This window comes from Paenibacillus sp. AR247, assembly GCF_002968895.1.
In the GTDB taxonomy this organism is placed as follows: domain Bacteria; phylum Bacillota; class Bacilli; order Paenibacillales; family Paenibacillaceae; genus Paenibacillus_AQ; species Paenibacillus_AQ favisporus.
The window spans coordinates 205,362-219,119 of sequence record NZ_PCZT01000006.1 but is presented as its reverse complement, the minus strand read 5'-3'; the positions used below and the strand labels follow the sequence as shown (position 1 = coordinate 219,119).

General features: G+C 53.6%; 10 protein-coding genes and 3 pseudogenes. 1 reads left to right on the top strand and 12 read right to left on the bottom strand.

All coding sequences use genetic code 11. From position 1 onward, the window contains the following. Positions 1-176: 176 nt before the first annotated feature. From CPT76_RS05950 to metH, 10 genes and pseudogenes are all read right to left on the bottom strand, one after another. Positions 177-1,661, bottom strand: coding sequence for a serine/threonine-protein kinase (locus CPT76_RS05950; protein WP_105442238.1), 1,485 nt, complete (start codon positions 1,659-1,661; stop codon positions 177-179). A gap of 215 nt (positions 1,662-1,876) precedes the next feature. Beyond that, a complete protein-coding gene (locus CPT76_RS05945) occupies positions 1,877-2,947 on the bottom strand; it encodes a 23S rRNA (cytidine(2498)-2'-O)-methyltransferase RlmM (RefSeq protein WP_181152704.1) in 1,071 nt (356 codons plus the stop codon). A gap of 7 nt (positions 2,948-2,954) precedes the next feature. After that, entirely contained in the window at positions 2,955-3,626 is a 672-nt protein-coding gene (locus tag CPT76_RS05940) for an ABC transporter ATP-binding protein (protein WP_105442236.1), read from the bottom strand. Further along, positions 3,623-3,943, bottom strand: coding sequence for a thioredoxin family protein (locus CPT76_RS05935; RefSeq protein WP_105442235.1), 321 nt, complete (start codon positions 3,941-3,943; stop codon positions 3,623-3,625). Before CPT76_RS05935 ends, CPT76_RS05940 begins: the two co-directional genes overlap by 4 nt. Continuing rightward, positions 3,940-4,279: pseudogene (locus CPT76_RS05930) on the bottom strand (cyclic-phosphate processing receiver domain-containing protein). The gene CPT76_RS05935 and the pseudogene CPT76_RS05930 overlap by 4 nt, the downstream one beginning before the upstream one ends. A 37-nt stretch (positions 4,280-4,316) precedes the next feature. After that, complete coding sequence (locus CPT76_RS05925) at positions 4,317-5,174, bottom strand: deoxyribonuclease IV (RefSeq protein WP_105442234.1); 858 nt, start codon at positions 5,172-5,174, stop codon at positions 4,317-4,319. Then, on the bottom strand, positions 5,164-5,979 hold the full coding sequence (locus CPT76_RS05920) for an Fpg/Nei family DNA glycosylase (RefSeq protein ID WP_105442233.1): 816 nt from the start codon (positions 5,977-5,979) through the stop codon (positions 5,164-5,166). Before CPT76_RS05920 ends, CPT76_RS05925 begins: the two co-directional genes overlap by 11 nt. 72 nt (positions 5,980-6,051) lie before the next feature. Continuing rightward, a complete protein-coding gene (locus CPT76_RS05915; protein WP_373318987.1) occupies positions 6,052-6,849 on the bottom strand; it encodes a TIGR01457 family HAD-type hydrolase in 798 nt (265 codons plus the stop codon). 452 nt (positions 6,850-7,301) lie between these two features. Next, positions 7,302-8,234: a ribonuclease Z gene (gene rnz, locus CPT76_RS05910; RefSeq protein WP_105442232.1), complete on the bottom strand. Its 933-nt coding sequence runs from the start codon at positions 8,232-8,234 to the stop codon at positions 7,302-7,304. Positions 8,235-8,336: 102 nt separating this feature from the next. Further along, positions 8,337-11,752 (bottom strand): annotated as a pseudogene (gene metH, locus CPT76_RS05905) (methionine synthase). A 205-nt stretch (positions 11,753-11,957) separates the two neighbouring features. Here metH and CPT76_RS05900 point away from each other — a divergent pair. Then, a pseudogene (locus CPT76_RS05900) lies at positions 11,958-12,376 on the top strand (acireductone dioxygenase). Positions 12,377-12,466: 90 nt separating this feature from the next. On the opposite strand, the gene CPT76_RS05895 reads toward CPT76_RS05900, so the two are convergent. After that, complete coding sequence (locus CPT76_RS05895; RefSeq protein WP_076171256.1) at positions 12,467-12,880, bottom strand: FixH family protein; 414 nt, start codon at positions 12,878-12,880, stop codon at positions 12,467-12,469. A 230-nt stretch (positions 12,881-13,110) separates the two neighbouring features. Beyond that, positions 13,111-13,758 (bottom strand): HAD family hydrolase (locus CPT76_RS05890; protein WP_105442231.1); only part of this gene is annotated, 648 nt, incomplete at its 5' end.

The following is a 13,758-nucleotide window of genomic DNA, read 5'->3' as shown; positions in this document are numbered from 1 at the left end:
AGTGGCGCTCTATCACTCCCTCCCGTTTGTTGTGCTCCATCGCGTTCCAGACCGCATAGCCTGCAAACAGCAGCCCCATCGCCGAAGCGCCTGCCAGGCCTGCATAAATCAAGTGTTTCGTTCGCTGCCTTAACTTTGACATACTTCCCGATTACTCCCTCCTTCATAGTCGCATCTCAGCTTAAGCCAAACCTGAACTTTCGTCTGCGCTCCGCGACCGGCAGCAGCCCTTGGAATATCCGGACAAATGCCCGGTCCATCTCATCGCATTGGTCAAAAGGATCTACCTGTAGCGGGATGGAAAATACCCGGGACGTGCCCAGCGTACGCCGCAGCCGGTGTACAGCGTCCTGCGGTGCGAGCGGAAGAAAGTACATCCACTTATGCTGCGGATGACTGGACAATTGCTGGACGAGCCCGACCAAATCCTGGTGCTTCCACTCCGCTCCCGATCCGACAATAATGGGAATATCCGCACGCAGAAATTCCTCCAGCCGGTCATTACCGAAATAAGCTCCCAGATCCATCACCACAAAGTCGTAGCTTCCACCAAGCAGGGAGATCACGTCTGCCCTCCCGGTTTGCCGCCAGTAATCCACGCCCTGCACCTCAAACTTGCGGTCACCCGTTTGCACGCTATCTGTCCTGCCGGCCGCGATTCTCTGAATCCGGCCGAACGCCGGCGATTGCAGATTCATCTCGACAAGGGCTACTTTGCCGTAGCTTCGGGCTAAATAATGCGCGACGGCAATCGCCGTATGGGTTGTCCCCGTGCCGCTGCCGGCCCCCATGACCGCGATCGCCAGCGTTCCCGGAAATCCCGGCTTCCTCCCCGCTTTCAGTCCCACCGGTCCTGTACCCAGCATCCCGATGGAATCCAGGACCGAGCGTACCTCCTTGGCCGATTGGTACCTGTCTTCGGGTTCAATGCTCAGCAAGCGGCGGATAATAGGGATCATGCCCCTCGGAATATCGGGGCGGATCAGTTCCTGTACCCCTTCCTTCCATTCGCTGCATTTGCCGCCGGTGGACAAATACAGCATCAAGGCGCCCAAGCCGTACAAGTCCGACCTTGCGTCGCTTTGCCCCAATCCATACTGCTCCGGGGCCGCAAATCCGACCGTACCGAGCTTAACGGTGTCCTGATATTGATCCTGCTTGTAATTTCTGGCGATCCCAAAATCGATCAATCGGACTTCCAGCTGGCGGGCAAGCATGATGTTGGATGGCTTCAAGTCGCGAAAAATGACCGCGGGTTCATGCCCATGCAGATACTCCAGCACTTCCAGCAGCTGATTCGCGATCTGCAGAATAGTTCCAGCCGGGAGCCTGTATTGGTTCTCCTTAAAATACTTCTCGAGCGTGACACCCTGAATGAAGTCCATGACCAAATAAGCGAACCCATCTTCATCCGATGCGAAAAAATCGACGATCCGAGGGAGACGGGGATGGTTCAATGAGATGAGAAGCTCAGCCTCATCCTGCAAGCCCTGAAGCAGCTCGGGCCTCGACGGTGTCTCCTTGACGGCCCACTGCTTGCCTGGAAGCTTCAAGTCCGCTGCCAGGTATACCCGGCTCATACCTCCTTCACCAATGCTGGCGATTACTTCATACCTCCCTCCAATCCTTTGTCCGGGACGCAGCCTGGAAGGATGACTCATCGTATACACAACCTTTCTGAACGACAAAAAAGGAAAGCACCCTGTGGATAACGACGTGGCCTGGGCCACGATCGTACTCCGGGATGCTTTCCCTATATTATCGTTTGGTTAATTTTGGTACTAGTATAAAATAAATTGTCGGATCTCGCAAGAAATATTTTCCAAACCCATTCGCTTCGTCAATTCAGGCAAATGAGCACAAATTTTTAANGGACTTAATATTTAATCATATAAAGTGTGATCTCGTCCCGATTGTGAAACAGCTGCTTGGCTCTCTGAACCTGCATCTCAGCCTGCTCAAACGACGAAATGACATCATCAATTAATGCCATCGGTTTCTTATGCATCAGCTTCACCGTTACAACCGCCGTTCCTCCCGCAGCCAGGCTTGGCAGCAGCTCCTTCACCAGCTTCACCATCTGTTTCGGACTCCAGCTCATATCGCATACAAGAAGATCAAATTCCTCTTCCTTGAATTGTACCTCTGAGGCATTTTTCCGGAGGATCCGCAGCGCGGGATTCCCCTGCAGTGACTCATGCATGACCGCCGGGTCCACGGCCGTAACCTGTAAACCGCGCTCCAGCAAAAAGGACGTCCAGCCTCCAGGCGCCGCCCCGATATCAAGCGCCTTGTGAAAAGTGGTGAAATCGATGCCAAAGCTGTGCTCGGCTTCGAGCAGCTTGAATTTCGCCCTGGAGATCTGTCCTTCCTCACGCTGAAAGCGGATTGCTCCGCCGCTCCAGTCCGACAAGTTGTCGGATGGCCGTGAAACCCCGGCGTACAGCATGCTTCCGGCCGCAAAAATAGAAATAATCCACTCCGGATCCTGCACGACGAAATCCGTCCCGAGGTCGCTCAGCATCTCGGCCAGCGTTTCGCGCAGTTTGCCCGCGCTGTCCTGCCACAGGCTGTCGTCGGCTTTCCGAACCTGAAGCGACACGGCTGCGCCATGAAGCTCCTTCCGGTTCCGCAGGAAGGCGCTGACCTCACGGACCGCCTGATCCATGTCTTCTGCATTTTGCTCCAGCTGCACAGGCTGGATGTGACGCAGAAATATCGGCGGGCTGCTAACAATCATATCAACGGCCCGGCCAGCTTCTTCATTTAGCGTTAACAGGAACACCTCTCCCGACACGAGCACGCGGCTTTTCAGGCGGCCGAATTTGCGGCGCAGCTCTTCCTGGGCATAAGGAGCGAAGCCATGGTTTGCCGTGCAAATAAATCTTGAGACGGAATCTGCCGATTCCTCGCTGTTTTCATTATTCGATAAGTTATGATCAGTCAAAATGGGTTTACCCTCCAGAAATCACTTTAATCCATGGACGTCCTTCATCCCACTCCAGTTTGGCAGGAATGTCGTAAGTCCGCTTGATCAATTCGTTAGTCAGCACCTCTTGCTTTGGACCGGAACCGGCGATTTTGCCGTCACGGATCAGCGCCACATGGGTGAATAGAGGCACGATCTCTTCCACATGGTGGGTCACATACACCACGGTCATATTCAAGCAGCGTGCCAGCAGCACCTTTTTCCGTTCGCCCTGAGAGAGCGTGCCGAAGGGATGCTCCGCATGTCCTCCCAAGTGCATATCCTTCAGCAGACTATAAGCCTTCTCTTTTACGTCCGCCGGAATCTCCTGATAAAACCGCAAAAAAGCATACGCTCCGGTAGCCACTACTTCCCAAACCGGGTCGCTGAGTGACAGCCTTTCGATCAGCGAAGGGCTGATATAGCCGATTTCTTTGCGCACTTCCCGGACATCGCACTCGCCATATACATTACCCAGTACTTCAATTGTACCCGAGCTGGGAAAAAGATAACCCGTCATCATTTCCAGCATCGTCGTTTTACCCGAGCCGTTTCTCCCGAGAATCGCCCAATGCTCCCCGGGTTTTATTTCGAGAGACACATGGTCAAGAATGAGGTTTTCCTCTCTTCTCAGCGTCACGTCCTTCATCGAAATCATGAAATCACTCCCCTAATTTCCTGCAGCAGGTCCTCCACGGAGCCCATGCTGTACCGGATGGACGGCTTGGCGCTGCGGTTCGCGTCGGTGACGAGGAGCGCAGGCACACTGCGGATCTGATACTGCTGAACGACCTGCGGCAGCATGTTCACGTCCGCATCCGCCACGATGCCCTCCGGCAGCAAATGCTCCGCCACTTCAAGCATTCGTCTGGCCGCTTTACATGTGCCGCAGAAAGGAGTATACAAAAAGACGGCCAGCGGCTGCCCCTTGGTCCAAAGCTCCTTCAGCAGTTCCTGCTCGCTTAGATGCCTCATTGCGGTTCCCCTCCCGCAACCCGCTCAAGCACATCCGGAGGCATTGGGCCATTATGGAGCACAACATGCTCTGGCTTATGATGATAGAGCAGCTCATACATTCTTTTTCCCCCACATACTCGACGTATGCAAATAAATCTCCTGCGGGAATAAGGCGTCCGTAATCATATGCTTGACCACGTCCTTGCCGGTCATTTCACCGGGTCCCAAGTCAAAATCAAGCGATAATATGCCAACCTCGCACTCCTTAAGCATCAGAAGGCATTCCTCCGCATTGCGAGCGAGGGTAAAGCCTTGCGGACAACGGCGATAGTCATCCAAAAACAGATGGATCACGCTCGGGTCCCTCCTTCCCTAAAAACAAACGAAACGGCTAATCGATCGGCCAGCTTTTCACCTTGGCGATATCGCCGCGGTGCGTACCGTCTTCGCCTGCGTCCGTCTCCAGTACGAGCGCCTTGCCATGGAATTCCGGATATGACAGCAGCGCCTGAAAGGCTTCCTCGCCAATATACCCCTGACCGATCCGCTCATGGCGGTCTTTTCCCGAACCGAGCGGGTATTTGGAATCGTTCAGGTGGACTGCGGCCAGATCGCTCCAGTATCCAAGCTCTCTGCCCCGCTCAACGAGGGCATCCGTCGTACGCGGATCCCACACGCCTGATGCGTATGCATGGCAAGTATCCAGGCAAAAGCCGATTTTCTCTGGGTAATCGCTCAGCCGCCTGATGTTTACCAGCTCATCAAGCGTAATGCCCATTGAGCCCGGGGTGCCGGCCTGGTTTTCCAGCAAAATCTTCGCGCTGCCCTGCCAGCCTGACAGCGTCTCGTTTAAACATTGTATTATATTTTTGTAGCCTTGTAATGCATCGCGTCCTTTGAAATGTCCGAAGTGGACCACGATGCCGACCGTGCCGCAAGCCTCGGCGATGATCAGATCGTTCTGCAGCGACTTGACGGTCAGCTCGTACAGCTCCCGGCCCCGGCTGTCGCCGATTGCGATGTTGATCGGATACGGAGTGTGGGCGATGCTTGGCATGCCGTGCTCCCGGCAAAAGGTAAGGCAGTCCGCCGCAGCAGATGCATCCAGCGTTCTGATCGACATGCTGCGGGGATTTTTCGGAAAATATTGAAACGATCTCGCTCCGATTTCCCATGCCCGCCGGGCAGCTCTCCCATAACCGCCGCGCGTGCTGACATGGCAGCCGATGAGCAGCTGGTTACTGCTCATGCTGGCAGGACGGACAATAAAAAACCTTCCGCCCGTTTAATTCGGATTTGTTGATCGTACCGCCGCAGCGGTAGCATGCTTCCCCTTCACGGTCATACACTTTGCACTGATCGTCATAGCCGCCGGTTAACTGGTCCCCCACCATAAACGGAGTATCCATATAGCCCCCGCCTTCAAGGGCTTCCCGCAGCACTTTCTGCATGGCATCATACAGCCTCGCAACCGATGCTTCCTTCAAGTCCTGAACCTTCACCGAAGGCAGAAGACCGGCTTCATACGCGATTTCATCCGCATAGCAGTTCCCGATGCCGGCAATGACATGCTGGTTGACCAGCAGCGATTTTAAAGATCCGCGCCGCCCTTGCAATATTCCTGCAAACTTTTCCGGATTCATCCGGCGGTCCAGCGGTTCCGGTCCAAGGGGAGCGAACAGCTCATCGACTTCTTTCGCAGAATGCAAATGAAGATGGCCTAGCCGAAGGCCGATAAAATACAGCGTCCGGTCTCCAAACGAAATTTCAATCTGGGTAGAACGTTTCGGGCGATCCTCTTCGGTTCCGTAATACATCAAGCCGCCCAGCATCAGATGCAGGAGCAGCCTGCGGCCGTTGTTCAGGTGGAAAATAAGATGCTTTCCGCGCCGCTCCACAAAAATCGTTCTCGTGCCAAGCAGCTCCTCCTTGAAGCTTTCAACGGGAACATTAATGGATTTCTCCCGGTTGACGACCACGTTCGTAATCGGAGCATTGATAATCAGTTCTGACAGCAATCTTCGGTAATTTTCCATTTCCGGCAGTTCCGGCATCTTGTTCATCTATCCTTTCAAAATCCATCACGGATGTTCATGTAAATGTATATAAAACGGTCCCTGAAAGTATCAAGGACACAACAGCTGAGTCAGCTCGGTCAGATCACGGCAAATGATGTCCGGAGAGATGCCGGCTGCATCGACATGCATTTGCAAGTTGCTCTCCGTCGTCAGCCCCGTCAGGACCAAAATCGTCTGACATCCCGCGGCAGCACCTGCCGCAATGTCCGTACGCATATTATCACCGATCACAGTGGCTTCGGTCGGGGACAGCTGCAGCCGATCCGTAGCATATTTCATCAAGTGGCTCGAAGGCTTCCCGATAATCACCGGTTTGACACCGGAAGCCGCTTCAATTGCTGCTCCAAGCGATCCGGCCCCTGGGACAAGCCCGTGATCGGAAGGAAGCAGAAGGTCGGGATTGGTCAGCACAGAGCGGGCACCTTCACGGATCCAGCGAACAGCCTGGGCGAGTGTATCGTAAGTAAAAGAGCGGTCGATCCCTTGCACGACAAATTCAGGCGCATCATCGACGAGCTTGAGCCCTTCCTCAATCAAAGCCTGCCGAAGCCCATCTTCCCCTAGCATAGCCACTCTGGCCCCAGGAGATTCTTCAGCGATATACCGCGCGGCGGCTAGTGACGAGGTGCAAACCTTCTCTTTGTCGGCGGGAACACCCATCTCGTTCAAATGAGCAGCCACCATTTCCGGCGTTTTCGAAGAATTGTTCGTCACGAATAAATAAGGGATTTCCCGCGATTGCAGCGTTCGAATCAGAATGTCCGCTCCGGGTATCATATGTTTCCCATGATATAACGTTCCGTCCAGGTCAATCAGCAGACCGCGGGTAGTTCTCAGCGTGTTCAATGGACATACCTCGTTTCATCTAGTAAAACTTATGGCTGCGAAAAGCCTGGCTCCCGCTGCAACGGTCGATTTCCAGGCTTCCTGTAACCCAGCTTGTTCCATTGTAAAAGAAAACGGAGGAATGTGGCAACCGAAAGCACGACGACAAGGACGTTTATCTCCATTATTTCGTCAAGCGTTACCCCTAAAACCTATCACGAGAAGTCCAATTGTGCAAAGTTGTGTCATTTCCTGCGCTTTCCCGGAAAATAATGATTATCCGGGAAATGAAACGCTGCAGTAAGAAAAACGTCTATCGACGTACTTTCAAAGAAGACAGACCGCGTTTAGCTGAAGTTTTTCTTGCGATTATAGAATGGTTCAGCTTCGCTGAAATTTATAAATTCTATAATCTTAAAGAAAAAAGGCTCGCCCGGAGCCTTCATTCCATTATCGCCTGCCCTATGTCTTCCCTATTCTTCGTGGCGGGTCACCGGAAACAGCACTAATTCTTCGGCAAGCAGCGTTTTTGGAAAGAGTGACCTGGCTTCCGCCAATAGAGGCTGCAGGTGCTCAATATCCTTGTAACGTGAGCTGAAGTGCGTAATAATGAGCTCCTTGGCCCCCGCGTCGCGGGCAGCTTCTGCGGCTTGAAGCGCCGTGCTGTGATGATAGTTGTGTGCGGTCTCATGAAGCTCATGCAGAAACGTGGCCTCATGAACGAGCAGATCTGCCTGTTCGGCCAGCGGCAGCACGTTGGCACAAGGGCGGGTATCGCCCAAGATCGTAACGACGCGCCCCTTCTTCGGCGCACCAAGCACGTCTGCGGGTGTCAGCACCCGGCCATCTTCCAGGTCGATGCTCTCCCCGCGCTTCAAACGGCCGTAAATCGGCCCCGGTTTTAACCCGTACTCGGCCATTCGTTTCAAGTCCAAGCTGCCTGGCTTGTCTTTTTCCATGATCCGGTATCCATAGCTGTCAATGCGGTGCTCCAGCAGACGGGATTCAACCCGGACCTCCCCGTCTTCAAAAATGACTCCCCCCGTATGCTCAATCACCTCAAGTTCAAACTCGATTCGCGACTGGCTGAGGGTAAGTGACGTGTCTATGTATTTTTTGATCCCCGGCGGTCCGTAAACCTGCAAGGGCGTGGTGCCGCCCTGGTTGGACCTGCTGGAGAGCAGCCCGGGAAGACCGAATATATGATCACCGTGCAGGTGGGTAATGAAAATTTTCTCCAGCTTGCTCAGCTTTAATGAAGACCGCAGAATTTGATGCTGCGTGCCTTCGCCGCAATCGAACATCCAGAAGCTGCGCCGCTCCTCGTACATCCGAAGCGCCATCGATGTCACGTTCCGCTGCAGGGAAGGAACCCCCGCATTGGTACCCAAAAACTCCAGTTCCATAACGCTATACCTTCTTTCCAAGAATGCGCCAGCAAAAAACCCCCGAACAATCGGAGGGTTTTGCTGACATTTGCTTCGGTTCGGCTATGAACCGAATATATATTATTTTACCTTGTCGACATTAAAATACCGTGCTTCCGGATGGGCAAACACCATCGCCGACACCGAAGCTTCAGGCTCCATCATAAAGCCTTCGGTCAGATGTACGCCGATATCTTCCGGCTGCATCAGCTTGAAGAGCGGCTCCTGATCCTCCAGATCCGGACATGCCGGATATCCGAAGGAGACGCGGATGCCTTGATACCGTGCCCCGTGACGCTGCTTCATCGTCATATCGGCCGGGTCAGGGAAGCCCCACGTATCGCGCATCATATGATGAACGCGCTCGGCCAGCGCTTCGGCGGTCTCAAGAGCTACCGATTGCAGGACATGCGACTTCAGATAGTCCCCTTTATCCTTCCACTCCGAAGACAGCTTCGAAATGCCTTGTCCCGCGGTGACGACCAGGAAGCCGACATAGTCCATCTTGCCGCTGTCGACCGATTTCAGGAAATCGGCGAGGCAGAGGAACGGTGCCACGTTCTGGCGCGGGAACGTAAACGTATGCAGCACCTTGGTGTGATCCTCCGGATCGTAAATGACAATGTCGTTGCCCCTCGACTGCGCAGGGAAAAAGCGGTACATCGCATGCGCCTTGATAATCCCCTCGCGGGCGGCCTGATCCAGTACGTCATCGACGGTTGCTTTCAAATCCAGCGCTTTTTCGTCACCTTTCTCCAGCAGCTGCTCGACCTGACCACGCAACCCCAAATGATGGCCAAGCAGCATCTGCATGTTCATGTATGGGATGATGTGGCTGATCGGATAGTTGCGGATGATGTGCCGCTCCAAATCGGGCGGGTTAAAGACCGGGACATCCGTCGACACGTTGGACTTGGCCGCACGGGTCAGTTCCGGCAGTTCAACCGGCTTTTCAGCTTCCGCCAAAAGCGCTTCGAGCTCCGCGTCCATTTCAGCCTGCATCAGACTGCGCTGCTCGGGATCCATCAGCTTGTTTGCCAGGTCAAGCCCGTCCATGGCGTCCTTCGCGTACACGACCATGCCTTCATACTCCGGCCGGATCCGCGTTTTGGTGAACCTGCGGGTCAATGCTGCTCCGCCAACCATAATCGGCACTTTCACACCGGCATTTTTCAAGTCCTGCGCGGTCACGACCATTTGCTGTGCGGATTTCACCAGCAGACCGGATAGTCCGATCAAATCGGCCTGCTCCTTCCGGTAAGCCTCGATGATCTTCTCCGGTGGTACTTTTATACCCAAATTGACGATTTGGTAACCATTGTTCGAGAGGATAATCTCGACCAAATTTTTACCGATGTCATGCACGTCGCCTTTAACGGTGGCCAGCAGCATCTTCCCTTTGACGGACGTTTCGTTCTTTTCCATAAAAGGCTCCAGATAGGACACGGACGCTTTCATTACCTCGGCGCTCTGCAGCACCTCCGCCACGATCAGCTCGTTGTTGTTGAACAGACGACCGACTTCGGACATGCCGGCCATGAGCGGCCCGTTGATGATCTCCAAGGCGCCGTACTTCTGCAGCGCAGCATCCAGGTCGGGAATCAGCCCTTCCTTGGTGCCTTCAACGATATAGGTAGCCAGCCGTTCTTCCAGCGACAAGTTCGAAATTTTCTCTTTCTTCTCGACCTTTTTATTCCGGAACGCCGCCACAAACGCGGCCAGCGTCTCATCGTTCGTATTGTAAATCAGCTCTTCGGCCAGCTTCCGCTCCGCTTCTGGAATCGAGGCATAGCGCTCCAGCTTCTCGGTATTCACGATGGCATAATCCAGACCCGCTTTCGTACACTCGTATAGGAAAACGGAGTTCAATACTTCGCGGCCCGCTTCCGGCAAACCGACGAGACGTTGCTGATGCCGAGGATCGTATGGCACTCCGGCATCGCTTCCTTGATCAAACGGATCCCTTCAATCGTTTCCTTGGCGGAACCGATGTACTGCTCATCACCGGTACCAACCGGGAACACTAGCGTGTCGAAAATCAGGTCCTCAGCGGGAATGCCGTATTTATGAACGAGCAGATCGTAGGATCGCTTGGCCACATTCAGCTTGTCGTTTCGGTCAATGGCCTGTCCGCTCTCATCGATGGTCCCCACCACGACAGCAGCCCCGTATTTGTGGATGAGCGGAGCCACATGTTCGAACTTTTCTTCACCGTCTTCAAGGTTAATGGAGTTAATAATCGCCTTGCCCTGGGAATATTTGAGCGCAAGGTCGATGACCTTCGGATCGGTCGTGTCGATCATGAGCGGCACTTTGACCTTTTTCACCACCAGCTCCAGGAACTGTTTGATATCCTCCGCTTCATCCCGGTCCGGATCCTGCACGCACACATCGATGACATGAGCTCCGTTTTTGACCTGGGCACGGGCGATCTCCGATGCCTCCTCGTACTTCCCTTCCACGATCAGGCGCTTGAATTTCCGCGAACCGAGCACGTTGGTCCGTTCTCCCACCATATAAGGCCGGTTGTCGGACTCAATGTACACGGGGTCGATCCCGGACAGCGCCGGCGGATGGCTCCCTTCCATTTGACGAGGCTGGTAACCCTTCATGACCTCGTTCAGCGCCCGGATATGATCCGGGGTCGTTCCGCAGCAGCCGCCGGCAATATTGAGCCAGCCCTGCTCCGCAAAGGCTTCCATCTTCCGGGCCAGCGACTCCGGAGATTCATGGTAATGCCCGTTCTCATCCGGAAGGCCGGCATTCGGATAGCAGCTGACCGCCGTTTTGGCCATGGAGGCGAGCGAACGGATGTGATCGCGCATGAATTCCGGACCTGTTGCACAGTTAAGGCCGACTGAAATCGGATTCAGGTGCTCCAGCGAAATGTAGAACGCTTCAATGTTCTGCCCGGCCAGGGTCGTCCCCATCGGTTCGATCGTACCGGAAATCATAATCGGCAGCGTGATCCCAGTGCTTGCAAAGGCATTCCGGATTCCGATGCTGCCAGCCTTAACATTCAGTGTATCCTGGCTCGTTTCAAGCAAGAGGGCGTCGACCTTGCCCTCGATCAGGGCAACCGCCTGCTCCTCATAGCTGCTCACGAGCTCTTCAAAAGTTACGCCCCCGGTCACCGACAGCGTCTTCGTCGTCGGGCCGATCGCGCCGATCACGTACCTAGGCTTGTCCGGCGTGCTGAATTTATCCGCCGCTCTGCGGGCAATTTCCGCAGCAAGCAGATTAATCTCCCGCGCCTTCTCGGGAATGTCGTATTCAGACAATACGACCGAGGTAGCGCCGAACGTATTCGTCTCTATGAGATCCGCCCCGGCTTCCAGATACTTCTCGTGGATCTGTTCGATCACATCGGGACGGGTAATGACCAGCATTTCATTACAGCCTTCCAGCTCTTCTCCACCAAAATCCTGAGGGCCAAGGTCGACCTGCTGGATCATGGTACCCATGGCACCGTCCAATATCAATATTCGTTCTTTCATTAATTCCTTCAAGTCAGGTCTGTTCACTGTATGTCCCCCCTGCCAAACGTTAAATCTTAGTTTATCAGAATAGCCCTTATTAGAAAAGTGCAAGAAATGCCTTAAGGCAGGGTTTTGCACCTGATTTTCGTGTAATATATAATCGACAACAAAAGTATGGTTCGTTATAATATGAATTAATCCAAGTGGAAAAGAGGGTTTAGAGATGGCTGAAATCGTGATTCGCAATACGAACGAACGGATTACCGGTGACGATAATGTTCGTGAGTTCCTCAACAATATCTGGCTGCCCGCCGCGGTTACAAGATCTGGGACGTCATCACGCTGTCCGACGCTACGCCAAACCTGGAAGACCTGCTAAATAAGTTCGAAGAGGTTCATACCCACACCGAAGACGAAATCCGGGCGATCGTGGGCGGCAAAGGAATTTTCGTAATCAAGGGCGCAGGCGACATCGGCTACTTCAATGTAGAGCTCGAAGCCGGTGATGTCATCTCCGTTCCGGAAAATACAAACCACTTCTTTACGCTGATGGACAATCGTAAAATTATCGCCGTCCGCCTCTTTATCGAGGAAAACGGCTGGGTCGCCCATCCGGTTCAGGACCCAAGCTTTCAGTCCTAATCCACAAACATAACGATATACGCAGCAACCCCCGCCTTCGCCAGGAAGGACGGGGGTTGCTTGTCGTTATCAAACAAAACATGATGCTGATTATTCCGTCACGGTCAGCTTTTTCGTCGGCATCGTATGCTGTGGTCCTACCGTAACATGTGACGTGATGCTGTAGGTGCCCGCCTGATCGAAGGTTTTATCGAGCGTATACTTCCCTCCGCCGGCATTCTGGGCGGCCACCTTTTCATGGCTGCTGCTGTCGCCTTCCTTCGAGATTTCAATCATAACCTCATCGGCCTTATCGACTGGTTTATCCTTTTGCGTTACGTTCACTTCAATGGTAACTTGGTTGCCTACCTTGGCCTGCTCCGGCGTCCAGCTGAGATCCACCTGCACCGGATCCATCATGCTCTCGCTCATGTCCATGCCCGCATGACCACCGCCGCCGCTGCCGCAGCCTGCTATGCTCCATACCGCCAGCAGCAGCAGAGCAACAAAACCGTACTTTCTCAAGCGAAGTCACTCCCTATACGTCTATCTATGTATGCTGTTTGTCCATATTCTTCATCATTATACATAATTATCGCCTCACCCAAACAATCCAACTGTTAACAAAATGGAACAAATTGACCGGAGAGCGGTCGATGCTGCTCAGAAAACGGGGCATTCATATGCACAAGGTATAATAAAAGCCTGCCGGACGAAGGGATTCCCCTCTGGGCAGGCTAACGTATAAAACCAACTTAAGACCGTTCGGCAATGATGCGATGCAGCTCGGACAGATGCTTGATTTCGTAATCTGGCTCAATGGACGGATCTTTAACTTTTCCGGTGCGGTTGATCCATACCGTGGTCAGTCCGGCGCTGTTTCCACCTTTGATGTCGGTTGTCTGCTTGTCGCCGACCATGAGCGTCTGTTCCGGTGTTAATCCAAGTAAAGAAAGCGCATGTTCGAAGATGGTCGGATCCGGTTTGCCTTTGCCGTATGTGCCGGAAATGACGATCTCGTCAAAATATGGAGCAAGTTCGGGAACGCCGGCGATCTTCTCCTGCTGGAGCGCAGGACAGCCGTTCGTCAGAAGAAGCAGCTTCTTGTTTCCTTTCAATTCGTCCAGCACCTGGAAGGTCTCTTCATATACATGGGGGCGGGAGCGTCGCTCGGCGGCAAATTGCTCGGCCAATTCTCCGGCCAGTTGTTCATCGTCAACCCCAAGCTTCAGCAGCCCGCGCCGCCATGATTCCTTGCGGTAGCCTGGAGCGAGCTCCTCAAGTCTGCGAAATTCAGGTTGTTCGCCTGCGCTGAAGTTGGCCCACAGTCCTTCAAACGGGTTAATTCCAATCATTTGGGTAAAGGCAAACGTGTCATAGGATTGATATAAAGCCCTTGCCTC